The following is a 25,388-nucleotide window of genomic DNA, read 5'->3' as shown; positions in this document are numbered from 1 at the left end:
ATGGAGCATAACTAGTCATAAAAAAACTTATTTGACTCGATTTTGTGTGGCTATTCATCAAAAGTGAATAATTACACAGATTTAACATTTCCAACTCTGACAGAGATAGTCGGTTTAAAGTAAATCAAGCTTACGAAAATTTTGCCCTTTAAGCCGAATTAATTCTTGATCTGAAAATTGATAATAATCAAACATAATTCGCTTTTCTTGTGGATCGATTTGTTGTTGCTCTTCTAACAAAAGCACTTTGGCATAACAACTGGCCTTAGCCACTATCGCGGCATCAGCTGACAACTCGGTGAAATGGTAATCGTGATCTAACTCTTTTAATACTAAGGTTATCGGAGAGTCTTCAAATTTAAGTAATGTCAGCAATTGCCAATTTAAACGATGGCTATGTTGTATCACTTGATCTAACACCGCTTGCGCAGGAAAATCAGTTGCCATAATGGCATCGTAAACTTGTTTTTCGCCACTGTGACTGGCCTCTCTGAGCCATGTCCCCCAAGTGTTATCAAACATATGCCCACTTTGGCTGAGTATGATGGAGGTAGAAAATTGATACATTAAGGCACAGCTATAGGCCAAACTCGGCGCTTCATTATGTAACTCAGCTAACGTTTGCGCCGCAATGGCACTTACCATGCTATATCGCCTTAGCTTTCTGGTTATCCACAATAAGTTAGCATTACCTGAAGGTAACCAATGACGTAAGCAAAAATAAGGGATCAGTAAGCGTAAATTCTCAATCCCGATATAGTTAAGCACCAGCTTAATGTCAGTCACTTGCACATCGGTATGTTTGGGCCGTCGGTGACCTGATGCCGGACTGTTAATTAAATTGATTAAATCACGAGATAACCAGCTAATACTTTCAATAATGGGTCGAAGTCGATTAATGTTAAGGTCTGAATGTAATAATAAATCGAGCAGTAAAATTTGGCTTTCGCTAATTCCCGATGCCTCTAATACCATTTGTGGATGCGCTAATTGATGCTCTATCGCATGATTAACCGTATGGGTTAACTGTGCAGACACCTCAAGAAATACATTTTTTTCTTTAGCTTGCTTTTCGAGGCGCACTTTTAATGCTTGACGCTCAATATCAAGCTTATTGGCACTCTGTTCTAACTCAACGCTCAACTCATCAGGCATAGCATTGGCTTTGTGCTTACCCACAATAAGTTGTTTATAGAGCCGGCGCTCAATCTCGATGACTTTTCCGGGCCGAACTCCACCTGCTATTGATATTGCCACTTACATTGCCTTTTACTGTTTTTATCGCTTAATCATAAAAATTATGGCTTCTCAAAGGAAGCCATAATCGATATTTATTTGTTTTTTTGAATCCAGAGCCAATTAGTTAAGTTCTTGATCAAACAATTTATAAATACGACGATACTGGTCTAACCAACTTGAAGCTTGCTTAAATCCATGCGGCTCAACCGGATAGATTGCCATTTCAAACATCGGTTTTTCTAATTCAATCAGACGTTGAACCATGCGCACACTATCTTGAAAAAATACGTTGTCATCTACTACACCACTCATGATCAGTAATGGTTTCTGTAAACCTTGAGCATATTCTATCGGTGAGCTACGCTCATAGGCGATAGGATCAACGTCAGGCGTATTTAAAATATTTGACGTGTATGGCGCATTATAATGGGCCCAGTCTGTTACAGGGCGTAATGCGGCCCCTGCTTGGAATAACTCAGGTTCATTAAACAGCGCCATAAAGGTGAGAAATCCACCGTATGAACCACCATAAGTACCAACACGTTTGCTATCAACGTTAGCATTTTTCGCCAGCCAAGCCACACCGTCTATCAAATCTTCAACTTCAGGATGACCCATATTACGATAAATTGACGTACGCCAGTCACGTCCATAACCTTTTGAACCGCGATAATCCATGTCCATCACCACATAGCCTTGTTGGGTAAGTAAGTTATTGAACATAAATTCACGGAAGTAGCCTGAAAAACCATAATGGGCATTTTGTAAATAACCGGCTCCATGGTTAAACACCACGGCTGGATATTTATCAGCTTGCTGAGGATCATAATCTTGTGGCAAATAAACCCGAGCGTAAATTTGCCCCGCGCCATGGCTTGAAGGTACTGTGACTATTTGCGGTGCTTGCCAAGGATATTGTGTAAACGCTGTGCTGGTATAATGGGTTAATTGGCTAATTTCGCCACCAATAGATTGAATGTATAGCTCATCAGGGTGCACAGCAGAAGAAGCCGTTAATAACAGTGATTGCCCATCAGGGCTTAAGCTGTAATCCAATGTGCCTAACCACTGAGTCAGTTGTTCTGTTTTGCCGCTGGCAATCTCTACACGGTAAACATTATAGCTGCCTGGGTGGTCTTTATTGGCACGATAATAAAGATGTTTTGCATCGGGTGATAAAGTCACATTATCAACCACAAATTGGCCATTAGTTAAGGCTGTTACTTCATTAGAGGCTGTTTTGATATATAGCTGAGAAAAACCAGACTCTTCAGATAAGTAGTACATGCTATCGGTACCGGTTATCCAACCAAATTGATTAAAATTATAATTTACCCAAGCATCATCATGTAATCGGTGTTCGGTTATCAGCTTGCCTTTTTGAAGATCAACACTGGCGATCCAGCGATCTTTGTTGTCAACGGCTTCCAGCATCACTAATAATTTATCGTCAGACTCATGCCACTGAATTGCACTCTGACTCCATTCCCAATCTTGCATTAACTGGACTAAACGTGGTGCTTTTTCGCTTTTATAGCTTTTGCCTTGGGCCTTAGCATTTTCAGTTTTGACACTTGCCAGTACGTCTTGATCAAAACCTGTTAGACCTTCGATGCTAATGTCTTTTTTATTGTGTTCAACAAGATCAAGTAGCACTAAACGTTGTCCAGGAAAGACATCTTCAGCCACTCGAGCACGAGAAGGCACGGGAACGACATAACCCTCTTGGCCCAAATAATTGGGCATAATGTCGTGTTCTGCAGGCCAATCATAATTTTTATCAGTCAATGCCAATATCACGTAACGTCCATCAGGTGACAAGCTCATTTCTGAAACCACTTCGGCATCACCTAAATACCAAGGTTTAGCTGAAAAAGTAGGATCGGCTTTAGCCAATGAGTCACGGTATTCATCACGTGTGACACTGTTATCATGTTCCCTGGCAACATAGTTAATTAATCTGTGCTGTTGCTTAGCGATAAAGCTACTGGGTGCTTGCGTCGCTTTAGGTTCGTTTTCCATTTGGATGGCGGCAATTTGTTCCACTAGCCCGCTAGACTGGTGCACCCGAAAAATATTATTACCTTGCCAGAATGCAAGGTCGCCACCCGTTAAAAAACGCACCCCATTAATGGCATCATTTTGACGGGTAATTTGCTTTATTTCACCATTTGATAAGTCTTTTACAAATACGTTACCTTGATAAATATAGGCTTTTTGAGTCTTTGCCTGATCGAATACGCCATTACGTTGATCGGCAAGGTGTAGCTGATTGAGTGCAAGTTTGTTTGCCTCAGACTGTCCAATAGCTTGTTGATAAAAATCACGGACCGGAGATTGATGTGCTTGGCGACTGAAATATATCGATTGACTGTCATCGCTCCAATAAGCTCCTTGAGCAAAGATTCCCATCCAATCTGGATTGGCCATAATTTGATTAAGTGTCAACGGCTGCTGGGCTTTTGGAGGCGGTGCTAATGGTACGGTCAATGCACTTGCGCTGGGGGTTACGATAGCAGAGGTATTGTTATTATCCGTGGCGGCACAGCCACTCATTATGGCCAAAGAAAGTGCACTCAGCGCAATGTTTCGCATAAAGCTTGTCATGATCATCCCTTTTATTATTTTTAAGCGCTATTTATAGCATAATTGCCGCGTGACTTTAGCCAGATTGGTTGCAGAAGTTGTAACAGAATAAGTGATTATCAACCTAAAAATAGACTGTGAATAACACTTTATAGATGTAAAAAGTTATCCAATAGTTCATGACCTTGCTGAGTCAATATAGACTCAGGATGAAACTGAACACTGTAAATACCTAAATCAGCATGGCTCATTGCCATAATTTCACGACCATAAATTGGGTCATCAAACCACGCATCCAGCCTAAAGCCATTGGGAACATGATTAATCAACAATGAATGATAGCGAGTCACCTGCAGCGGAAGTGCTAACTGAAAAAATAATCCCTGTTGATTATGTTCAATCAAGCTGGTTTTACCGTGCATAACACGTTTTGCACGTATAACGTCAACGCCAAACACTTGGGCGATAGCTTGATGTCCTAAACAGACACCCAGAATGGGAATTTTACCCGCAAAGTGTTTAATCGCCGCAAGTGAAATACCCGCTTCATTTGGAGTACACGGACCGGGAGAAATGATTAAATGAGTCGGTGCTAATGCTTCAATTTGTTCAATGGTGATGTCATCATTTCGCTTAACCAGTATCTGTTGCCCAAGCGCTTGGAAGTACTGTACTAAGTTAAACGTAAAAGAATCATAATTATCAATCATCAACAACATTATGGGTTCCACTTAGTTATAAATTTTTTGTGGCACATCAATTTTAGTTTAAAAAAAACCAGCCTTGCGACTGGTTTTATGTGCTGATAACTAATCGTTACTTCACCACAGTTAAATGGTTTTTACGCTTAGCTTTATCATCTGGATCCGTCGATTTAGGCGATGGTGGCAATGTCGAAGTATCATCAACAGATTTCATTGATGGTGGTACAGATGATAAATCATCATCTTCACCTTCGATCATGTACGCATCTTCCATATCAAACACCGTGCCAGCGCCGTTTTCACGTGCATAAACGGCGACGATAGATGCCATAGGTAAATAGACATTTTGTGGTACACCACCAAAACGTGCATTAAACTCAACAGCATCGTTGGACATGTGAAGATTAGACACAGCTCCGGTGGCAATATTCAGGACGATTTGACCGTCTTTGACAAATTGCTGTGGAACTTGCGTACCGTTAACAAATGCATCCACAACTACGTGTGGCGTCAAATGGTTATCCATCAACCACTCATAGTAAGCACGCAACAAATATGGACGATTAGCTGTTATTGGTTTCATTACATGCCCATGCGCATTTCGCGCTCAGCCTCAGTTAACGATGCCTTAAATGATTCACGTTCAAAAATACGGGTCATATAAGCACTGATATCTTTCGATGTACGAGGATCTAAGTGAATACCTAATACTGGTAGACGCCATAATAATGGGCCTAAGTAACAATCAGATAAACCAAACTCTTCGCTCATGAAGTATGGCATTTCAGCAAATACTGGCGCTAGAGCAATCAAGCTTTCAGTTAACTCTTTACGCGCAGCATCAGCTTTTTCACCTTTACGGATACGCTCTACAAGCGCATACCAGTCAGTGTCGATTCTGTGCATCATTAAACGGCTTTGGCCGCGAGATACTGGGTATACAGGCATTAATGGAGGATGTGGAAAACGCTCATCCAAATATTCCATAATAATGCGTGATTCGTACAACACTAGCTCACGATCAACTAAGGTCGGTACTGAGTTGTATGGATTTACTTCAAGTAAATCTTCAGGCATCTCACTTGGGTCTACCTGTAAAACATCAACGGTAACCCCTTTTTCAGCCAATACGATACGTACTTGGTGACTATATAAATCATCGGCACCAGAAAAAAGTGTCATGATAGAGCGCTTGTTGGCAGCAACAGCCATTGATACCCTCCAGAAACTAAAAAAAACAAAACAAACGAGGGGGCTAAGCCCCCCGTTTACAATATGCGGATGGTGTATATTAACCGTTATTGATGGCTAGTGTACATCTTTCCAGTATTCTTTCTTCAACAAATAAGCAATGATGAAGAAAATAAACAGGAATCCAAGTACCCACCAGCCTAAAGCTTCACGCTCTAACTGAACAGGTTCAGCAGAATAGACTAAGAAACCGGTGATATCACGCACCGCTTGGTCGTATTCTTCTGCACTCATTTTGCCACCAGTAGCAGGGTTTAGACCTACTAATTCCATCGTTTCAACACCGTCGATTACTTTCTTTTCATAATGAGGAGTTGCAAGACCTTGCAGGTCTTGTAAAACATGTGGCATACCCACTAATGGGAACACGGTATTGTTGGCACCAAATGGACGAGTTTCATCGGCATAGAAACCTTTTAGGTAAGAATATACCCAATCAGCTCCACGTACACGAGCAACTAACGTTAAATCTGGAGGCGCAGCACCAAACCATTTAGCCGCATCTGCAGTAGGAATGGCATTTTCCATTAGATCACCGATTTTAGCATTGGTGAACATGTACTTGTTACGCATATCATCGTTAGAGATGCCTAAGTCAGTGGCAACACGCTCATAGCGTTGGTATTGCGTGCTGTGACATCCAGAGCAGTAATGTTGGAATAAATCCACACCACGCTCTAATGACGCTTTATCATGTAAATCAACGTTAGCGCTTTCTAAATGAACACCATGTCCACTTGCTGCCATTGCGAGAGATGGCAGTAATGTAACTAATGCAATTAATAACTTTTTCATTAGTGTGTCACCCTCGTTGGCACTTCTTTTGTTTTCTCATTTTTACTGTAGAACCATAAGGCTACAAAGAAACCAAAATAAGTGAAAGTGAATACACGTGCCGCTATAGTTAACTCAGGCGTTGCAGGAACGACACCTAAATAACCAAGAATGATGAACGACACAGTAAATTGTGCAATGTTGATCTTGTGAGTCAAACTACGGTAGCGGATAGACTTCACTTTACAACGATCAAGCCAAGGCAGAATAAACAGCACAGCAATCGACAGACCCATTGCAACAACACCGATTAACTTATCAGGAATTGCACGCAAAATGGCATAGAAGGGTGTGAAGTACCAAACCGGCGCTATGTGATCAGGGGTCTTCATTGGATTAGCCGCTTCAAAGTTTGGCTTTTCAAGGAAATAACCACCGCCTTCAGGCATAAAGAACAGCACATAACAGAACACGATCAAGAAACCAGCTACACCCATAATATCTTTTACAGTGTAATAAGGGTGGAATGGAATACCATCAATGGGCCATCCGTTCTCATCTTTATTCTTTTTAATCTCGACGCCGTCTGGGTTATTCGAACCCACTTCATGTAATGCAATTAGGTGTAAGAACACCAACACAACCAATACAAGTGGTAACGCAATAACATGCAGTGCGAAGAAACGGTTTAATGTTGCGCCAGAAATAACGTAGTCACCACGGATCCACAATGTTAGGTCATCACCAATAATAGGAATGGCACCAAACAAAGAGATAATGACCTGCGCGCCCCAGTAAGACATTTGTCCCCAAGGCAGTAAGTAACCCATGAATGCTTCAGCCATCAGCACAAGGAAAATCAACATACCAAATAGCCATAAGAGCTCTCTTGGTTTTTGATAAGAACCGTAAATTACCCCACGGAACATGTGCATATAGATCACAAAGAAAAACGCCGATGCACCGGTAGAGTGCATATAACGAAGTAACCAGCCGTAATCAACATCACGCATTATGTATTCAACAGAAGCAAACGCACCTTCTGCTGTAGGTACGTAATTCATGGTTAACCAAATACCTGTCAGTAACTGGTTAACTAATACTAATAATGCTAATGAACCAAAGAAATACCAAAAGTTAAAGTTCTTTGGTGTCGCATACTGACCCACATGACGGTTATAAGTTGCCGTCATTGGGATGCGTGCATCAATCCAATCAATTAAATTCTTAACCATTACGCCGCTCCTGTGTCTACACCGATGATAACGTTAGCATCACCGATATATTTGTGCGGTGGGACCACTAGGTTTAATGGTGCAGGAACACCCTGGAATACCCGACCAGCCATGTCAAATTTAGAACCATGACAAGGACAGAAGAAACCAGATGTCACGCCTTCAACCTGCTCACCGAATGAATCAGGCAGATAAGTTGGCGAACAACCTAAGTGAGTACAAATACCGACTGCAATAAAGAATTCAGGCTTAATAGAACGAGCAGGGTTAGTTGCATATTCTGGTTGCTGTAATTCTAAAGAAGCAGGATCGCGTAATTGACTGTCTAATGTTTTAAGATTATTTAGCACAGCTTCTGTACGACGAACGACCCAAACCGGTTTTCCACGCCATTCGACACGAATTAACTGACCTGGTTCTACTTTACTAATATTTACTTCGACCGGCGCACCTGCAGCTTTCGCCTTGGCACTCGGATTCCATGACTTGATGAAAGGAACCGCTACAGCGACAGCACCAGCACCACCTACTACGGCGGTTGCGGCTGTCAGGAATCTGCGACGTCCGGTATCGACTGGCGCATTGCTCATCCACTTATCTCCCAGAGGGTGTTGGAATTTTTATATTTCAATACTTTAGCGACCAAAAAGGTAAAACGCTAAAATCATAGTTTGAGGCGGTGCTCATTATAGCGAAAAATTAGAACCAGATCATAGTGAAAACATACATCTATGTTGAGGATATTAACATTTTTTTCAAAAGCGCATATAAATCAACCGTCCCGCAACAATTAGCAGCAACTTAATTAGTAAAAAAAACCGCGTTAACACTTAGTTAAATCAGCAATTTATCGACATTAGACAGTAAAAAACGTCTCAAAGCTTTACTATTGTCATTTACCAAAGTTTTTTGCAAAACTAAATTCAAATTACAGACATAAAAAAGCTCGGTAAAAACCGAGCTTTTTTTAGGCTAAAAAAATATCAACGCTATTTTCCGCTAGATGATTTCATGTATTTGAAGAAATCGCCTTCAGGTTCTAACACCATAATGTCATTTTTGCCGGAAAAACTTTCTTTGTAGGCTTCTAAGCTACGTAAAAAGCTATAAAACTCAGGATCTTTACCGTAAGTATCAGCATAGATTTTTGCCGATAATGCATCACCTTCACCACGAACGGTCAAGGCGTTACGCTCAGCTTCAGCAATCTTAACCGTGACATTCGCATCAACAGTCGCGCGAATAATCTCAGCTTGCTCTTTACCTTCTGCACGGTGCTCTTTCGCCACAGCTTGGCGTTCGGCGCGCATACGTTGATAAATACTGATACTGACATTAGCAGGTAAATTAATTTGCTTAACACGTACATCAACCACTTCAATGCCAAGACTCTGAGCACTTTCAGAAGCATTTTCTAATGCATCGTTTTGCAATTCATCGCGTTTACCTGACACAATTTCCTTGATCGTCCGGCGACCAAATTCAGTGCGTAAATCGTTACTGATTTTGGCTTGTAATAAGCTTTCTGCATTGGCTTTAACACCGCCATTGGTAGAAAGATAATACGTTTTAAAATCACGAATACGCCACTTAACATAGGAGTCGACCATTAAGTCTTTCTTTTCAGAAGTAACAAAACGATCCGCTGCACCGTCCAATGTCTGGATACGAGCATCCATATAGCGCACTTTATCCACTACGGGTAATTTAAAGTGAAGGCCTGGAGCAAATACCTTTGTGACGTCTTCATCTTTAAGGACTTTACCAAAGCGGGCTACAATTGCGCGTTCGCCTTCGTTTACCACCATCATAGATGAAAAACCAACCCCTAAAATGACCACAAGAATGATCAGAGCTAATCTACCCATTGTTAGTTCCTCCCTTGGCGAAGACGATCTTCGCGGCTGAGACGACCATCAGACGACATGCTCGTAATAGGCGTATTGACACCATCACCTGATCCCGAATTAATGTGACGCTCCGTCTCAGGTTGTACTTGATTGCGCGGATTCTTAGAAGAATCCATCAGTTTATCCAAAGGTAAATACATTAAATTACCGCTATTCTTCGTGTCAATGAGTACTTTATTAGTATCAGCCAGCACGGATTGCATCGCATTAATGTATAAACGATTACGGGTCACATCAGGCGCAGCTTTATACTCAGGTAATAACTTCTCAAATCGAGCGACTTTACCTTGAGCTTCAAGAACTTCACGCTGTTTATAAGCACTAGCTTGCTGTGTCATTCGTTCTACTTGGCCACGCGCTTTAGGTTCAATTTCACGCGCATAGGCTTCAGCTTCGCGAATAAAGCGTTGTTGATCTTCCTGAGCTGAAATAGCATCATCAAATGCATCTTTCACTTCTTCTGGAGGACGAGCGGGTAAAAAGTTAACGTCACGAACTTTTAAGCCTAGTTTATACGGCTCAATAATACGCTCTAACTCTGTCCAAGTATCACGACGAATACCATCACGTCCAGTGGTTAAAATGTCATCCATACGATTATGGCCAATGACATAACGCAACGCACTATCGGTCGCTTCGCTTAAACTCGAATTGGCATCAACAGCACTGAATAAATATGAATAAGCATCTGATACGCTATATTGAATCACGAGTTCAACATTCACGACGTTTTCATCAGATGTCAGCATTCTGCCAGATGCTGGAATCGAACGGACCGTTTCCACGTCGACGGTAATCACTTCATCAATAAAAGTGGCTTTCCAATGTAAACCGGAACTCACTTCACCGATGTGATCACCAAAACGAAGTAACACACCACGCTCAGCTTCTTTAACCGTGTATAAACCCGACAATGCCCAAATAATTAAGGCAATAACGACAAATACAATCAATAAAGATGAATTAAATGGTAGACCTGAGGCGCTATTGCCCCCCTTGCCACCAAAACGTTTTGATAGGTTACGAAAGACTTCGTCAAGATCCGGTGGCCCTTTATCGTTACCACCTTTATTTCCCCAAGGGTCTTTGTTCCCCTTGTTACCGGGCTCATTCCAAGCCATTTAGCACTCCATAATTGGATGAAATAAATGAGATTAACAAGAGGTGTCTACTTCTGAAGATTCAAAAATAAATGCCTCTAATTCCCCCTGACTCTGTTTAGCTAATCGGCGCCAATCGGCCTCCGATAAACGAACAGACAAAATACAGTTCCCCAGATCGTCATACTCTTTCTGCTGTATTGCATCTAGCCGATAAAACTGGCCAAGATAATGTCCTGCTGATGCAGGTATTTTCAATGTAAGCTCGCAAATAACTTGACCGATTAATTCGGTTATAGCTTTAAGCAGCAAATCAAATCCAATGCGTTTTTGCGCAGAGACCCAAACCCTCTCAGGTTTACCGTCTTCACCGTAATCGATACGGGGCGCGAAATTTTCAAGTAAATCAATCTTGTTACATACTACTAATTGAGGAATCTCATCTGCATCAATTTCTTCCAATACATTTTGTACTTGGTCAAAATTTTCAGCCATATTTTCATCTGCACAATCAACGACATGTAAAAGAATTTCTGCTTGTCGAGTTTCTTGTAATGTGGCCTTAAATGCCGCAACAAGGTCATGAGGTAAATGACGAATAAACCCAACAGTATCCGCTAAAATTACCGCACCATCAGGTAATGATAACTTACGTAGCGTCGGATCCAATGTTGCAAATAACTGATCGGCAGCATAAACGTCCGATGACGTTAACGCATTAAATAATGTCGATTTACCCGCGTTGGTATAACCCACTAAAGACACTGTCGCTAAGTCACTGCGCTTACGAGCTCGGCGGCTTTGCTCACGTTGTTTATCCACTTTATCAAGGCGACGATTAATATTCTTGATCCGGCCTCGTAATAAACGTCGGTCTGTTTCAAGCTGAGTTTCACCCGGCCCTCGCATCCCGATACCACCTTTTTGTCGCTCTAAATGAGTCCAACCTCGAATTAAGCGTGTCGACATGTGGCGCAATTGCGCTAGCTCCACTTGCAACTTACCTTCATGAGTTCTTGCTCGTTGAGCAAAAATATCAAGAATAAGTGTCGTTCGGTCTAATACTCGACACTGACATACCAATTCAAGATTACGTTCTTGAGCAGGGCTCAATGCATGATTAAAAATAACTACATTGGCCTCAGTAGCAGCGACCATAGCAGCCAATTCTTCAGCTTTACCGGTACCAATAAAAAACTTACGATCCGGCGAACGTCTGCTGCCAGTAATCACCCCAATAGAGCGAGCACCAGCAGATTCAACTAACAACTGTAACTCAATAAGATCTTCTCGACGCTCTTCATCAGAAAAGTCTATATGAACCAATACAGCTGTTTCACCCGCTTCATAACGATCAAACAAAAATTATATTCCTTTTCAATTATTCAACATCACTTTCTTCACCATTGGCAGTACCTTGGTGAGCAGAAACGTTAAATGGGCGTGCTGGTACGACTGTTGAAATAGCGTGTTTGTAAACCATTTGGCTTACCGTATTTTTCAACAAGATAACAAATTGATCAAACGACTCAACTTGGCCTTGTAATTTGATACCATTCACTAAATAGATAGAGACGGGTACACGCTCTCGACGCAATGCGTTCAAAAATGGGTCTTGTAAAGATTGCCCCTTAGCCATTTCAATTTCCTTTTTTTATTTTATAAATATGTTGAATTAAGTTTTATTGTTTAGTTTTAGTATTATACAGCAACGCCAAATTAGCTAGTTGCTTTGTTGCATAAGCGTAACTAAATTTCCTTCTGCACCACTTTCAAGCCACTGTAAATCGGGCCAACTCCTCAACCATGTTAATTGACGTTTGGCCAATTGCCTAGTGGCTGCAGTAGCTTTTTCGACCATGGTCGTATGATCAAATTCATTATCTAGGTACTGCCAGCACTGTCTGTAACCAACACAACGCATAGACGGTAGCTCTAAATGCAAATCGTTACGCGCTTTTAAACGCGCAACTTCTTCGATAAAACCTTGTTCTAACATCATATTAAAGCGTTTAGCGATTAATTGATGTAAAATTTTTCTGTCGGTTGGTGCAATAGCAAATTGCACTACATCATACGGCAAAGCGGCTGACTTCGTTTGAGTCAATTCAGTCATTGTTTTACCACTGATCCGATATACCTCTAGTGCTCGCGACAATCGTTGTGGATCGTTAGGATGAATTCTTTCTCCCGCGACGGGATCAATGTCACACAACTCTTGATGCAGCGCGTCCCAACCTTGGGTTTGAGCTTGAGCTAATATTTGCTGCCTAATGCCGTTATCAGCAGCGGGTAAAGGTGACAAACCTTCTAACAATGCCTTAAAGTACATCATGGTACCACCCACGAGTAAAGGCGTCTTACCTCGGCTAACAATGTCTTCTATGGCCAATAAAGCATCACGGCGAAAATCTGCCGCTGAATAACTTTCGCTAGGATCAAGAATATCAATTAATTTATGCGGCGCTAATTGCAGTTCTTGCAAACTCGGTTTAGCAGACCCTATATCCATATCACGATAAATCAATGCTGAATCGACTGAGATAATCTCACAATTATGTTGCGTCGCCATTTCAATGGCTAATGCCGTTTTGCCTGAGGCGGTAGGCCCCATTAAAAAAATCACTTTTGGCTTATCGACACTGTTCACGTTAATAATCTTTCATCCAATTGTGCCAAGGCAATATGTGTTCTTGGTCATAACAAATTTGTTTCGTTTCTTCGTCAAGTGAACAAAACCGCTGCCATAAGGCTGGCGCTGGCTCAAATTGCGATAAACTTTGTTGTGCAAGCCAAGCCACAATAGCACTGTCTATAGGTTGTTCTAATTGTAACCATTGTAGTAACTCAGGGATCACAATAGCAAGTTGGCTCTCCCTCAAATATGGGGGCACTTTTTTAATTATCAACTGTTGGAAGCGAATTGTTAATTCAATACCCATTTGACGCAGTAATAGATCACGTATCACTAATGTTTCTGTCCAATCCAAATCTGCTGCAATAGACACTGGCATTAATAATGGCTGAGACACTAAACCATTAACAAACTTGGCTGCAACCTCTTCCTTTCTCACTGTCAACAACACCTGTTTTATTGGCAGTAATGACAGCTTATCATCTTTACAAATAACCCAATGCTCACCCGCTAATATGGGTGGCATTGCAACTTGAGTCGTCACTTCATTAACATATGATACTGGGGTATTCATCGGGGTATGCAGCAATTGTCCATAATTGGCAATGGCCGTCTTATTGACCCCAGAGGAAGATGCAATGGTGGGCTTTTTATCATAACTAGGCTTAATTGCAGCTGAATAGCCACCAGATAAGTCATTATTCTTTCCCGGAACATGCATCGAACCGAATGGGCTAACACTGTTAATCGCCTTGTCAGGCTCATGATTAAGGGTAAAGGCGTCTTCAGTGGTGTCGACGATATTGGCATTATGCAACAAGGTTGACTCTGTGTGCATCGGTGCGACATTATCATGGTGATGTAATTCAACATCAGGCAAAGACAATACAGGCATTTGCACTAACGCTGACTGTACCGTTTGTAGAATAAAGTCATGTACATAACGAGATTGATGAAAACGCACTTCGTGCTTGGCTGGGTGTACATTCACATCAACTTGGTGTGGATCAAGCGATAACATCAGCACATATCCCGGCTGATGCTCAATGCCATATTCAGCAAAAGCTTGTTTTACGGCATGATTAACCAGACGATCTCTGATTAATCGTCCATTGACATAAAAAAAACTGGTATCTGTGATGACACTGTCATGTGGTGATTGTAAATAACCACTTAATAATAAACCATCATGTTCACACTCAATGCTCAACGCCTGTTCTGCAAAGGCTTTCCCACAAATTTGAGCTAATCGTTGCTGGGTCTGGATCTCGGTATTGGCAGGTCGATACTGGCGAACTAATTTACCATTATGTGTCAAGGTAAAGTGAATATCGTTGCGAACAATCGCAATCCGTTTTAACCACTCATCAATATGGGTAAATTCCGTTTTGTCGCTTTTTAAAAAACGACGTCTTGCGGGAGTATTAAAGAATAAATCCACCACTTCAATCGTTGAGCCTTGCGGATGTGCGGCAGGCGTGACCTTAACGTCCATTTGCGAGCCTTCAGCAAAGGCCTGCCAAGCTTCAGATTGTTCAGCGGTTTTTGAGGTTAAAGTTAACCGAGACACTGAGCTAATGCTGGCCAAAGCTTCACCACGAAAACCAAAACTTAAAATAGCTTCTAGGTCATCTAGTGTATGTACTTTTGAGGTAGCATGACGCGATAGAGCCAAGGCTAACTCATCTTTAGGGATGCCCGCACCGTTATCGCGAATACGAATAAGCTTGCTTCCCCCTTTGTCGATATCTATATCAACTCTAGTGGCACCAGCATCAAGACTATTTTCAACCAGTTCTTTGACCACAGAAGCCGGACGTTCAACTACTTCACCGGCTGCGATTTGGTTTGCAAGTTGAGGCGGTAGCAGTTGAATGACCATATTATGTCCTAGGGATCACAAGTGTTTGTCCAATACGAACAACGTCTGATTTAAGATTATTCACACTTTTTAGACTACTGATCGACACACTGTAACGCTGGGCGATAATGGATAGAGACTCACCACGTTTAACACTGTGTTTCATATTTAATGTTTTAGCCAATAAAGTATCGGCTGGCGGATTACTCTGAAAATAACGTAACACGCCTTTGTAAATAGCATTTGCAAGCTTTTGTTGATGATTTCCATTAGACAATAACCGCTCTTCACCTGGGTTAGAGATAAAGCCGGTTTCAACTAAAAGAGATGGAATATCAGGAGACTTAAGCACTGCAAAGCTTGCTGATTCAGGCTTTCTTTTGTGTAAGTGGGTAATAGAACCTAAATCGCTAAGAATATCACCCGCGATAGAATGACTTATCGCCATCGAACTGTTCATCGACATATCAAGTAAAGTCATTGCTAAATATTGTTCACTATCGGTGTTTTGAATGATCTCACCAGCACCGCCTAACAACTCTGAGTGTTTCTCTTTTTGCTCTAACCATCGACCAATTTCACTATTGGCTCGGCGCATTGACAAGATCCAAACGGAAGCACCGTTAGGTTGTGGTGAAGTAAAGGCATCGGCGTGGATAGATATCAATAAATCCGCTTTACTATTGCGCGCTAATTCAGAGCGTTTATTCAAATTAACAAAATAATCACCACTGCGTGTCATTACAGCGCGCATACCTGGCGTTGAATCCACTTTACGCGCTAGGCGCTTAGCAATTTCAAGTACCACACGCTTTTCATGCATACCAGAAGGCCCAATTGAGCCAGGGTCTTCCCCTCCGTGACCAGCATCAATGGCAACAATAATGTCTCGAGCTGACTGATTAGAAGATCGACTAACCGTTTGCACTGCTGACGACCCACCATCGGAGTCCTCTAAGTCGACCACTAAACGGTTTCCGTAGGGTGCTGTTGGCGGCAAAGTAAATAAACTTGATTTTACCGGTTTCGATAAGTCCATAACAAGACGCAATATGCCTTTTCTAGGCGGAGAACTAAAACGGATTTTTTTAATAATTTTACTGTTGTTGGCTATTTTATCTAAATTAATTTTAGCGCCAGTATCTTGAATATCGACCACCAAACGATGAGGGCCGGTTAAGGTAAAACTGTCATATTTGGGCGCTTGAGTTAAATCAAACACCACTCGCGTCGATTCTGGAGCAGCCCAAATACGCACGCTATCAAGTTGATTGGCCGCCCAAACCACGTTAGGCAGCAAAAACAACAGCATGTAAAGTACAGTGGTAAAAAACGTATTTTTTAAAGTCATTATTATTTGATTTTATTTTATTTTATTTAAAATTGCCTGTCCTGCTGGGGATAAGGCTTGTAATTCAATTTGTCTTTGAGATTCTTTATAACGCAAATGCACTTGGATGTCAGCCCCAGGGAGTAATCCATGACCATTATCAGGCCATTCAACTAGACAGACGCTTCGATCCGTAAAATAATCACGGATACCCATATATTCAAGTTCCTCTGGGTCGGCTAATCGATATAGGTCAAAATGAAACACATCCATATCGTTAAATTCATAGGGTTCTACCAGAGTATAAGTCGGACTTTTTACCGCGCCTTGATGACCCAAACTTTGGATAATGCCTCGACTAAACGTCGTTTTACCAGCGCCTAAGTCCCCAGTGAGATAAATCGTTAAAGGAGGTACAATCCACTGAGCAATTTGTTGCCCAAGCATAACTGTAGCTTGTTCATTTTCAAGGATTTTAACCAGAGATGCCATGTTTTAGGTCTATATCTATTAAAAAGAGTTATAAGAATGCTAAATATACCAGAAGTTACCGGGGAACTCCCATTGTTATGCGGTTATTTTTTGTTAATAAAAAAAGCCAGCTACTGGGAATAGCTGGCAAATTAACACTTCAGGAAGTTATGTCAAAGTTTCAATGCGTCGTTTAAATGTCATCCATACGAATTGTGCTGTGAACTAAACGTTTTTGTTGAGTTTGTGCCACTCGCACTAAGTCCATTAATGTATTTCTAATTTCATCGGTTGGGCTACTAATAGCTGTTTTTTCAAGTAACGCGATTAAGCGATTTTCCAAATCCAGATGTAACTCAAGCACTTGACTCTCATCCATATTGGCGGGGAATGATGTTTCAATGCAACGTTTACTAAAGTCCTCAAAGGTAATGTCTTTATACCAAGTATTTAATATTCTTGAGGGTGCATCGTCAATATAACGCTCTAAAGTCTCGTATATGTGCCTCTGGTGTTGCTGGAAATACGTCAGCATCATTTTAACGCGAGTAGAATCCGCATTACGATCTAAACGCTTATACAGTTTCTCCATGTCGAGATGGCAATTAGCAACATAATCAAGTAGCTCACTTAGCTGTTGGATCCGCATAACACTCACCTCGTTTAACGCCCTAGCATCTTAGGAAATTTATCTTAAGTTGATTATCAAAGATAATCACTGTAAATGATTTGAACAATGTCATGTTTTACTTCACAAGTAGACCATTACTTTAGAGATCCATAAAGAAGTGAGTGCTAGATCACTTGTTTGGTTGATTAGAAATCAATTTGCCTTAACAACGCTTGAAAATGAACCGAGTTAAGCAGGTATTGTTAAAAATGAATTGACTGTCAATGCATAACGAGTGAAGTGGTGAAGACGATAAGGTTGTTTTATGAAGGAGTGATAAACGACCTTCCCGTCATAAACAATGGTTCGAACTGATGACGCTGTTATGACTTCTCGCTTGGCAAACCAAGAGGTATTGCATTTTCTAAACGCACAACTGAGCTAATTTAGATAAAATTTAGGGAATGTTTACAAGGATTTTTAACAGAGGAAGTGATTTGGAGCGACGTTTCTTTATAAATAAAAAGTGGTTCGAACTGATGACCGCTTTATGACGTCTAGCTTGGCAAACAAAAAGGTATCGCATTTTCTAAAAGCGCAACTGAGATAATGTTGCATTTCAAACTAGGGATTTCAAACTAGGGAAGTGATTTGGAGCGACGTTTCTTTATAAATAAAGAGTGGTTCGAACTGATGACGCTGTTATGACCTATACCTTGGCAAAAAAAAAGGTATCGCATTTTCTAAAAGCGCAACTGAGATAATGTTGCATTTCAAACTAGAGAAGTGATTTGGAGCGACATATCAGGTTCGAACTGATGACCTATACCTTGGCATTACAAAATCATGTTGAAATTTGGAGCGACATATCAGGTTCGAACTGATGACCTATACCTTGGCAAGGTATCGCTCTACCAACTGAGCTAATGTCGCACATATTTCACTTTATTTTAAAATCATACAGAAATTTGGAGCGACATATCAGGTTCGAACTGATGACCTATACCTTGGCAAGGTATCGCTCTACCAACTGAGCTAATGTCGCACACTTTTCGCTTTCTTTTAAAATCTAACAGAAATTTGGAGCGACCTTCTTTATAAATAAAGAGGGGTTCGAACTGATGACCTATACCTTGGAACAAGATTGGTATCGACTCTTACAATTAACTCAACTGAGCTAATGTCGCACATATTTCACTTTCTTTTAAAATCATACAGAAATTTGGAGCGACATATCAGGTTCGAACTGATGACCTATACCTTGGCAAGGTATCGCTCTACCAACTGAGCTAATGTCGCATACTTTCAAATTTCAATACAACTTTCTATGACTCAGAGTTTGGCGCTCTGTAGAAAGTTGAGGCCGCATTATAGGTAAATTTTACTACGCTGCAACCCCCTTTTTTAAAAAAATTGTTCAATTGGTTAAATTTTAAATACTTCTGTGCGATAAAACTGCATTTCAGCAATAGACTCTTTGATATCTTCTAATGCTTGATGAGTATTTTTCTTACTGAAGCCATTCATTGTTTCAGGGCTCCAACGACGAACCAACTCTTTGATGGTACTCACATCGATATTGCGATAATGAAAATACTCTTCAAGCTCCGACATGTACTTATTCATAAAGCGACGATCTTGACCAATACTGTTGCCGCACATTGGCGATGCGCCTTTAGGCACGTACTGAGATAAAAAATCAATCGTTTGTGTTATCGCATCTTGTTCAGAACATTTACTGGCGCGCACACGGTCAATTAATCCTGACTGGCCGTGATGTTTTTGGTTCCAATCATCCATGCCTGCTAGAGCAGCATCGGTTTGGTAAATCGCTAGTACAGGGCCTTGAGCAATGATATTAAGGTCTTGGTCGGTCACTAAGGTGGCAATTTCAATAACTCGATCCACAGCGGGTTCTAAGCCTGTCATTTCCAAATCAACCCAAATTAGATTATTCGCATCAACAGCCATTTATGCCGCCTTATGTTATCTGTCGCCTAAATTCAGGCATTTTTATAAAAGAGTGTGTATCATACTGTTTTTTTGACACACAAAAAAACACCTATTTAATGAAGATAAGCCTGTGAGTAAAAAGAAACCCCTAAGTCAGGGCCAATTACGCCGAATGCGCGCTAATCAGACTAAGCGATTAAAGCGCAATGACGATAACACTCAACATGCCGAGTTACAGGACAATCTGTTAGGTCCTGAGCAAGCTGGTGTGGTTATTTCTCGCTTTGGTCAGCATGCCGATATTGAAACTGCAAACGGTATGGTATCGCGATGTAATATTCGTCGCGCGGTCACCAGTTTAGTCACGGGTGATAAAGTCGTGGTAAGACTCGCGACTGAAGTCCAATCCGGCTCCAGTATCGGTGGTATTGTCGTAGCCGTTCACCCACGAAAATCTTCTTTAACTCGACCAGATTTATACGACGGCGTAAAAATTATTGCCGCCAACATCGATCAAATCTTAATTGTGTCATCGGTTTTGCCTAGCTTTACCACCCAAATTATTGATCGATATCTAGTGGCTTCTGAAGATACCGATATTCGACCTATCATCATTCTGAACAAAATTGATTTATTAGATGATACCAATCGTGATGAAATCGAACGAGCTTTGACACGCTACCAAGATATTGGTTATCCGGTTTATCGGATCAGTAGCCACACAGGCGAAGGCGTAGATGACATTAAAGATTTACTCAATAACAAAGTCAGTGTTTTCGCTGGTCAATCAGGAGTTGGAAAGTCTTCCTTAATCAATGCTTTAATGCCAGAAGCTGAACTATTAATTGGCGATGTGTCCGATAACTCAGGTTTAGGTCAACACACGACCACCACGGCCAAGTTACTGCATTTTATCAGCGGGGGTGATTTAATTGATTCACCTGGTATACGCGAATTTGCATTATGGCATTTAGATGCCATCAGGGTTGGTTGGTGTTTTATCGAATTTAGAGATTTTTTAGGAACATGTAAGTTTCGCGATTGTAAACATGGCGACGACCCAGGTTGTGCTTTACAGCAAGCATTAGCTGATGGAAAAATAACCAAAGACCGTTTTAGTAATTATCAACGTATTATTGCCAGTTTAGATGAACAACGTCATGCACGACATTTCCGTGCAATTGATGAATAATATTCTGTATGCCTAATACTCTTTATAAAGACTAGGCTGTAGAAATAGTAGGCTGTAGAATAAAACTATATCGTTCAACCAGATGAGAGAAAAAGGAAACACATTGGACTCAATTAAAATTGCTTTGCAATACATGTTGCCAAAACACTTTCTGTCGCGCTTAGTGGGCAAATTTGCCGCTGCAGAAGTAGGCGTTATCACCACGGCAGGGATTAAATGGTTTATCAAACAATACAAAGTTGATATGTCAGAAGCATTGCAACCTGAGCCCGAAGCCTACAAAACCTTCAATGCCTTTTTTACCCGGGCATTAAAGCCTCAACTGCGACCTATCTGCCAAGACAGCCATTTCATGGCGCACCCGGTTGATGGGGCGATAAGTCAATGTGGTTCAATTGACGCTCGCAACATTTTCCAAGCCAAAGGTCACAGTTATACGACCGAAGCATTATTAGGGGGTGATAAGAATGATGCTGCACGTTTTGATGATGGCGATTTTGCCACTATTTACTTGGCTCCAAAAGATTACCACCGGATCCACATGCCAATCACAGGTACATTATCAAAAATGACTTATGTGCCAGGCGATTTATTCTCGGTTAATCCTCTTACGGCTCAAAATGTGCCCGGACTATTTGCCCGTAATGAACGTGTGGTGGCTATTTTTGAAACCGAAGCAGGCCCACTTGCAATGGTACTGGTAGGTGCAACAATTGTAGCCAGTATTGAAACAATTTGGTCCGGTACAGTGACCCCACCAGGTGGTAAGCAAGTGTTTAGCTGGGACTATCCAACCACAGGCCCAGAAGCGGTTACCTTAGAAAAAGGCGCTGAAATGGGTCGTTTTAAACTAGGCAGCACTGTGGTGATGTTATTTGCGCAAGATGCCATTGCAACATTTGCTGATGGTGTCGAACCAGGTGAAACCACGCGTATGGGTCAACCATTCGCCAAATTCAACCAGCAATAACTCGCCACCACTAAACCACACCCTGAATTAATTGAGCTATATTGAGCCGTACTGCTTTTGAGTGGTACGGCTTTATATTGTAAACTCATTGCTCATTTACCACTGCATTGCGCTTTTTAAGCGCAAAAACAGCGCTGTAGTATCGTGTTACCCCCTTTTATGATTGGTGCTAGCACGCAGCATTTTAGACGAGCAACAGACCACTCCAACCACGATTAAATAAATAATGATTGTTGCGACAGCTTTATTTGAAACTCAGCAAAGACATCAAAAATATAGATCATAATCTCGCAAATTTGCTACCATGACCATACTCCAGCCTGAGCCAAGTATTATGTTACGTTTAGCGTGTTTATTTCTGTGTTTTCTTATAGCAAATATACTGTCAGTTTCTGTATTTGCTAATACCCCTCTAACCCTAGATAAGCGTTTGGGGCTCAATAGCCAATCTGAAAATCAGCCGCTTGATATACAATCTCAAATTACAGAACTCGAAAGCAGCATTGAAAAGCTGCAAATTGAACAACAAACCTATACCAATATAGAACGCTCTAACAACGAAGCAAAACTCTCACTGGCAGAGCAACTTGCTGAAGCACAGAAACCGTTAAGCCTAAATGTTGAAATCGATCTTAACCAGCAAGCTTCAATGGCCTATTTTCATTTATCGGAATTAAAAGAGACCGAATCGAGCCTTAATCAGCAGTTACGTCTGATTTCACAACGCCAAACGCAATTACCTGATTTAATTGTTCAAGCACAAAATGCCTTAACCCAACATAATAAAACCCTAAAATCGCCGATTGATATTCCATTAGGCCAACGTAACAAACTTCAGGCAGAACTGCTCGCGCAGCATATTGTCACCTTACAAGCTGAACAATTAGCTAACCCTAAGCAGTTAGAAATTACTCAACTACAACAGCAGCTCAATCGCTTGTCTTTAAGCCAACAAGGAATCTTTATTGAGCTTATCAACAAACACAACATTGAGTCTCGCCAGCAGCAAACCGCAGACACCATAGCCAATAACTTAATTGATGCCCAAGAGCTAGCCGATCCATTATCTCAAGAACTTAGCGAAGTAAATCAGCACTATGCTGAACAATTACAGACCCTCACCAGTAATATAAAATCTGCGATCGAGAATCAACAACGAATTGAGAAACGCTATCAATCACAAAATGCCCAACTATCAAACGTACTTGAGCAAATTACCTGGGTTAAAACTAACTCCGCCTTTGGCGATCGTTTTTTGCAGATGCTGCAATCATTACCTAAGCCACCCAATCTAGACAAACTGCAAACAGAATTAGCCGATGCTCGTTTACAACGCTACAAATTAGAACAGCAACAAGCACTGAACAGCCAGCAACTTGATAACCGCGACATGTTTAATGAAACCCAGATTAAATTACTGCAATCACAACAAGAGCTAATCAATCAACTATCGCAAAGTTACGATCAATATCTAGCTGAATTTGCTAAGTTACGCATTGGTTATGAGCAATTAAATCAATTACATAACACATTAAAAAACACCCTTAACGAACATCTATTTTGGGTGCCTAATGCGCCTAGCATTGGCGCCTTATGGTTAATTGACTTAAGCCACAGTAGTGTCTGGTTACTGCAACCGAGTCAGTGGCAGTTGTTACAACAAGCTTGGTCTGAACAAAGTAATTATTGGGCTTGGTGGGGAATTTTATTTTTGTGTTGTTTAATGGCACAGGACATGCTGACACCTAAGTTCAATGAAGCGATTAGTCGCTATGCAATATATGTTGGCAATGTGACTCAAGATAAATTTAAATACACCATTAAAACCCTAATCATCAGCTTAACGTACGCTTTAATAAGGCCGTTACCGGTGATAATGGCAGGGATTATTTTCTCGCGTTCAGAGCAAAATCTGGTTTATGCCGTGGGGGTTGGCATTTTAGCTATTGGTGTCAGTTATCTGATATATCAGTTCTTTTTCTTGTTAACCCTTGATAAAGGTATTTTGATCAGTCATTTCAGACGGCCCAAGGAAATTGTCCAACAAGCACAACAAACCATGGCTTCGTTTGTCATGGTATCTGCGCCATTAATAGGTTTAATGGGCTTTACCGAAGCGTTAGATACCTCATTAGTACGCAACAGTCTTGGCCGTGGTGCGTTTATCGTTTTCTGTGTTGTGCTATTTCTGCTGTATAAAGAAGTCATGTTACTTATTGGCCAATATCGCAAAAATAAGCCTAGCGCCACTAATATGGCTATCATTCAAAAAGCGCTATGGGCAATACTGATCGGGACCCCTGTTTTTAGCGCAATCTTGGCGGTGATCGGCTACTACTTCACCGCATTCCAACTTCTATTACAGCTACAAATTTCGGTATTATTAGGCTTGGGCTTCTTGCTGACTTATCAGTTAATTAAGCGTTGGATGTTGATTGAACGCCGTTTAATCGCATTTGATCGCGCCAAAGCCAAGCGTGCAGAGTTACTTGCACAACGAGAAAGAGACGAATTACAAAACAATGAACCGATAGATACCTATGAAGAACCGATTGTTGATTTAGAAACCATTTCCAGCCAGTCACTGGGCTTAGTGAGATCAATTTTAATTTTGGCCTTCTTCGCCAGCTTATTGGGCATTTTGGCGCAAACGCATACTGCGGTATTCTCGTTTTTAGATGGCATTACTTTATGGACCACCAACAGCAATGTAAATGGTATTGAGCAACAAGTGCCCATTACATTGAAATCAATTCTATTTGGAATTATGTTAGTTGGTTTCTCATTAGTTATTGCTAAAAACCTCCCCGGTTTGATGGAACTGACGTTATTGCAAAGATTAGATTTATCGCCAGGAACCGGGTTTGCCATTACCACTGTGAGCAGTTATTTAGTGGTATTTTTTGGCATACTATTTGGTTTTTCAACCCTTGGGATGGAGTGGGCTAAATTGCAATGGCTAGTTGCGGCACTCTCAGTAGGCTTAGGGTTTGGCTTACAAGAAATTTTTGCTAACTTTATTTCTGGTTTGATCATTCTATTTGAAAAACCCATTCGTATTGGCGATACCGTTACTATCCGCGACCTATCAGGTACAGTCAGTAAAATCCAAATCAGAGCGACTACGATTGTCGACTTTGATCATAAAGAAATTATTGTGCCAAACAAAGCCTTTATTACCGAACAACTGGTTAACTGGTCGTTGTCCGATCCGATCACTCGTGTGATCGTAACAGTATCGGTATCTCGTGATGCTGATCCAACCAAAGTCGAAATGTTACTTCATCAAGCCGTGCTTGAATGTGATTTATCATTAGCCATACCGGAGCCAGAAGTATGGTTCGCCGGTTTTGGTCGACACACACAAGATTACGAAATTCGCTCGTATGCGAAAGACATGTCGGATCGTTGGCCGTTACGCCACAGCTTGCATAAACTCATTAATAAAAAGCTTAAAGAAAATAATGTCGAACTTGCCTATCCGCAGATGGACATTCATATTAATCATATGCCTAAAGAATCCACCGGATTATATAAAGGCTAATTCAAGTCTTAATTAAGGAAAGC

At 41.2% G+C, this 25,388-nt stretch carries 21 protein-coding genes and 3 tRNA genes; 3 read left to right on the top strand and 21 right to left on the bottom strand.

Annotated elements, in window-relative coordinates:
• Window positions 1-114: 114 nt before the first annotated feature.
• From EGC80_RS08355 to orn, 21 genes are all read right to left on the bottom strand, one after another.
• Window positions 115-1,257, bottom strand: coding sequence for an HDOD domain-containing protein (locus EGC80_RS08355; RefSeq protein ID WP_124012448.1), 1,143 nt, complete (start codon window positions 1,255-1,257; stop codon window positions 115-117).
• A 102-nt stretch (window positions 1,258-1,359) separates the two neighbouring features.
• Window positions 1,360-3,846 (bottom strand): S9 family peptidase, encoded by a 2,487-nt coding sequence (locus tag EGC80_RS08350; RefSeq protein WP_124012449.1) that lies wholly within the window; start codon window positions 3,844-3,846, stop codon window positions 1,360-1,362.
• Window positions 3,847-3,974: 128 nt separating this feature from the next.
• A complete protein-coding gene (locus EGC80_RS08345) occupies window positions 3,975-4,544 on the bottom strand; it encodes an aminodeoxychorismate/anthranilate synthase component II (RefSeq protein ID WP_101034168.1) in 570 nt (189 codons plus the stop codon).
• Window positions 4,545-4,641: 97 nt separating this feature from the next.
• Complete coding sequence (locus EGC80_RS08340; RefSeq protein ID WP_101034167.1) at window positions 4,642-5,112, bottom strand: ClpXP protease specificity-enhancing factor; 471 nt, start codon at window positions 5,110-5,112, stop codon at window positions 4,642-4,644.
• Window positions 5,112-5,741 carry a stringent starvation protein SspA gene (gene sspA, locus EGC80_RS08335; protein ID WP_101034166.1) on the bottom strand — a complete coding sequence of 210 codons (630 nt, stop codon included), beginning with the start codon at window positions 5,739-5,741 and terminating at the stop codon, window positions 5,112-5,114. The genes EGC80_RS08340 and sspA overlap by 1 nt, the downstream gene beginning before the upstream one ends.
• Before the next feature lie 96 nt (window positions 5,742-5,837).
• Window positions 5,838-6,575: a cytochrome c1 gene (locus tag EGC80_RS08330; RefSeq protein ID WP_101034165.1), complete on the bottom strand. Its 738-nt coding sequence runs from the start codon at window positions 6,573-6,575 to the stop codon at window positions 5,838-5,840.
• Window positions 6,575-7,789 carry a cytochrome b gene (locus EGC80_RS08325; protein ID WP_101034164.1) on the bottom strand — a complete coding sequence of 405 codons (1,215 nt, stop codon included), beginning with the start codon at window positions 7,787-7,789 and terminating at the stop codon, window positions 6,575-6,577. Before EGC80_RS08325 ends, EGC80_RS08330 begins: the two co-directional genes overlap by 1 nt.
• The gene (gene petA, locus EGC80_RS08320; protein WP_101034163.1) at window positions 7,789-8,379 is read right to left on the bottom strand and encodes a ubiquinol-cytochrome c reductase iron-sulfur subunit; all 591 of its coding nucleotides are present in this window, start codon (window positions 8,377-8,379) and stop codon (window positions 7,789-7,791) included. The genes EGC80_RS08325 and petA overlap by 1 nt, the downstream gene beginning before the upstream one ends.
• Before the next feature lie 399 nt (window positions 8,380-8,778).
• Window positions 8,779-9,657: a protease modulator HflC gene (gene hflC, locus EGC80_RS08315; protein WP_101034162.1), complete on the bottom strand. Its 879-nt coding sequence runs from the start codon at window positions 9,655-9,657 to the stop codon at window positions 8,779-8,781.
• A gap of 2 nt (window positions 9,658-9,659) precedes the next feature.
• Window positions 9,660-10,820 carry an FtsH protease activity modulator HflK gene (hflK, locus tag EGC80_RS08310; RefSeq protein WP_101034161.1) on the bottom strand — a complete coding sequence of 387 codons (1,161 nt, stop codon included), beginning with the start codon at window positions 10,818-10,820 and terminating at the stop codon, window positions 9,660-9,662.
• Between the two features lie 33 nt (window positions 10,821-10,853).
• Window positions 10,854-12,161 carry a ribosome rescue GTPase HflX gene (hflX, locus tag EGC80_RS08305; protein WP_124012450.1) on the bottom strand — a complete coding sequence of 436 codons (1,308 nt, stop codon included), beginning with the start codon at window positions 12,159-12,161 and terminating at the stop codon, window positions 10,854-10,856.
• 19 nt (window positions 12,162-12,180) lie between these two features.
• Window positions 12,181-12,438, bottom strand: coding sequence for an RNA chaperone Hfq (gene hfq / locus EGC80_RS08300; RefSeq protein ID WP_101034159.1), 258 nt, complete (start codon window positions 12,436-12,438; stop codon window positions 12,181-12,183).
• Window positions 12,439-12,522: 84 nt separating this feature from the next.
• A complete protein-coding gene (miaA, locus tag EGC80_RS08295) occupies window positions 12,523-13,449 on the bottom strand; it encodes a tRNA (adenosine(37)-N6)-dimethylallyltransferase MiaA (protein ID WP_124012451.1) in 927 nt (308 codons plus the stop codon).
• A gap of 1 nt (window position 13,450) precedes the next feature.
• Window positions 13,451-15,316, bottom strand: a complete 1,866-nt coding sequence (gene mutL / locus EGC80_RS08290) for a DNA mismatch repair endonuclease MutL (RefSeq protein WP_124012452.1) — start codon at window positions 15,314-15,316, stop codon at window positions 13,451-13,453.
• Between the two features lies 1 nt (window position 15,317).
• On the bottom strand, window positions 15,318-16,646 hold the full coding sequence (locus EGC80_RS08285; protein ID WP_101034156.1) for an N-acetylmuramoyl-L-alanine amidase: 1,329 nt from the start codon (window positions 16,644-16,646) through the stop codon (window positions 15,318-15,320).
• A gap of 12 nt (window positions 16,647-16,658) precedes the next feature.
• A complete protein-coding gene (gene tsaE, locus EGC80_RS08280; RefSeq protein ID WP_101034155.1) occupies window positions 16,659-17,117 on the bottom strand; it encodes a tRNA (adenosine(37)-N6)-threonylcarbamoyltransferase complex ATPase subunit type 1 TsaE in 459 nt (152 codons plus the stop codon).
• A gap of 172 nt (window positions 17,118-17,289) precedes the next feature.
• Entirely contained in the window at window positions 17,290-17,745 is a 456-nt protein-coding gene (locus tag EGC80_RS08275) for a hypothetical protein (RefSeq protein WP_101034153.1), read from the bottom strand.
• Window positions 17,746-18,563: 818 nt separating this feature from the next.
• Window positions 18,564-18,639, bottom strand: a tRNA-Gly gene (locus EGC80_RS08270).
• Window positions 18,640-18,675: 36 nt separating this feature from the next.
• Window positions 18,676-18,751: transfer RNA gene (locus EGC80_RS08265), tRNA-Gly, on the bottom strand.
• Between the two features lie 178 nt (window positions 18,752-18,929).
• Window positions 18,930-19,005: transfer RNA gene (locus EGC80_RS08260), tRNA-Gly, on the bottom strand.
• 126 nt (window positions 19,006-19,131) lie between these two features.
• Window positions 19,132-19,677, bottom strand: a complete 546-nt coding sequence (orn, locus tag EGC80_RS08255; RefSeq protein WP_101034152.1) for an oligoribonuclease — start codon at window positions 19,675-19,677, stop codon at window positions 19,132-19,134.
• Between the two features lie 112 nt (window positions 19,678-19,789).
• Between orn and rsgA the strand changes: the two genes are divergently transcribed.
• The 3 genes from rsgA to EGC80_RS08240 all read left to right on the top strand — a co-directional run bounded on the left by rsgA (window position 19,790) and on the right by EGC80_RS08240 (window position 25,365).
• Window positions 19,790-20,851, top strand: coding sequence for a small ribosomal subunit biogenesis GTPase RsgA (gene rsgA, locus EGC80_RS08250; protein WP_101034151.1), 1,062 nt, complete (start codon window positions 19,790-19,792; stop codon window positions 20,849-20,851).
• Window positions 20,852-20,954: 103 nt separating this feature from the next.
• Window positions 20,955-21,821, top strand: coding sequence for an archaetidylserine decarboxylase (asd, locus tag EGC80_RS08245; protein WP_101034150.1), 867 nt, complete (start codon window positions 20,955-20,957; stop codon window positions 21,819-21,821).
• Window positions 21,822-22,125: 304 nt separating this feature from the next.
• Window positions 22,126-25,365, top strand: a complete 3,240-nt coding sequence (locus tag EGC80_RS08240) for a mechanosensitive ion channel domain-containing protein (protein ID WP_124012453.1) — start codon at window positions 22,126-22,128, stop codon at window positions 25,363-25,365.
• Window positions 25,366-25,388 lie beyond the last annotated feature (23 nt).

Source organism: Shewanella psychromarinicola (assembly GCF_003855155.1).
Classification (GTDB): domain Bacteria; phylum Pseudomonadota; class Gammaproteobacteria; order Enterobacterales; family Shewanellaceae; genus Shewanella; species Shewanella psychromarinicola.
The sequence above is the reverse complement of the archived record's forward strand: the minus strand, read 5'-3'. Positions and strand labels throughout refer to the sequence as shown.

What these genes read in the sequence shown, in the direction of transcription:
- EGC80_RS08325 (WP_101034164.1), bottom strand. Translation starts at nt 7,789, where the DNA reads ATGGTTAAGAATTTAATTGATTGGATTGATGCACGCATCCCAATGACG.
- petA (WP_101034163.1), bottom strand. Translation starts at nt 8,379, where the DNA reads ATGAGCAATGCGCCAGTCGATACCGGACGTCGCAGATTCCTGACAGCC.
- hfq (WP_101034159.1), bottom strand. Translation starts at nt 12,438, where the DNA reads ATGGCTAAGGGGCAATCTTTACAAGACCCATTTTTGAACGCATTGCGT.
- EGC80_RS08275 (WP_101034153.1), bottom strand. Translation starts at nt 17,745, where the DNA reads ATGCGGATCCAACAGCTAAGTGAGCTACTTGATTATGTTGCTAATTGC.
- tsaE (WP_101034155.1), bottom strand. Translation starts at nt 17,117, where the DNA reads ATGGCATCTCTGGTTAAAATCCTTGAAAATGAACAAGCTACAGTTATG.
- hflK (WP_101034161.1), bottom strand. Translation starts at nt 10,820, where the DNA reads ATGGCTTGGAATGAGCCCGGTAACAAGGGGAACAAAGACCCTTGGGGA.
- EGC80_RS08285 (WP_101034156.1), bottom strand. Translation starts at nt 16,646, where the DNA reads ATGACTTTAAAAAATACGTTTTTTACCACTGTACTTTACATGCTGTTG.
- hflC (WP_101034162.1), bottom strand. Translation starts at nt 9,657, where the DNA reads ATGGGTAGATTAGCTCTGATCATTCTTGTGGTCATTTTAGGGGTTGGT.
- EGC80_RS08350 (WP_124012449.1), bottom strand. Translation starts at nt 3,846, where the DNA reads ATGACAAGCTTTATGCGAAACATTGCGCTGAGTGCACTTTCTTTGGCC.
- EGC80_RS08330 (WP_101034165.1), bottom strand. Translation starts at nt 6,575, where the DNA reads ATGAAAAAGTTATTAATTGCATTAGTTACATTACTGCCATCTCTCGCA.
- EGC80_RS08240 (WP_124012453.1), top strand. Translation starts at nt 22,126, where the DNA reads ATGACCATACTCCAGCCTGAGCCAAGTATTATGTTACGTTTAGCGTGT.
- sspA (WP_101034166.1), bottom strand. Translation starts at nt 5,741, where the DNA reads ATGGCTGTTGCTGCCAACAAGCGCTCTATCATGACACTTTTTTCTGGT.
- orn (WP_101034152.1), bottom strand. Translation starts at nt 19,677, where the DNA reads ATGGCTGTTGATGCGAATAATCTAATTTGGGTTGATTTGGAAATGACA.
- EGC80_RS08345 (WP_101034168.1), bottom strand. Translation starts at nt 4,544, where the DNA reads ATGTTGTTGATGATTGATAATTATGATTCTTTTACGTTTAACTTAGTA.
- EGC80_RS08340 (WP_101034167.1), bottom strand. Translation starts at nt 5,112, where the DNA reads ATGAAACCAATAACAGCTAATCGTCCATATTTGTTGCGTGCTTACTAT.
- mutL (WP_124012452.1), bottom strand. Translation starts at nt 15,316, where the DNA reads ATGGTCATTCAACTGCTACCGCCTCAACTTGCAAACCAAATCGCAGCC.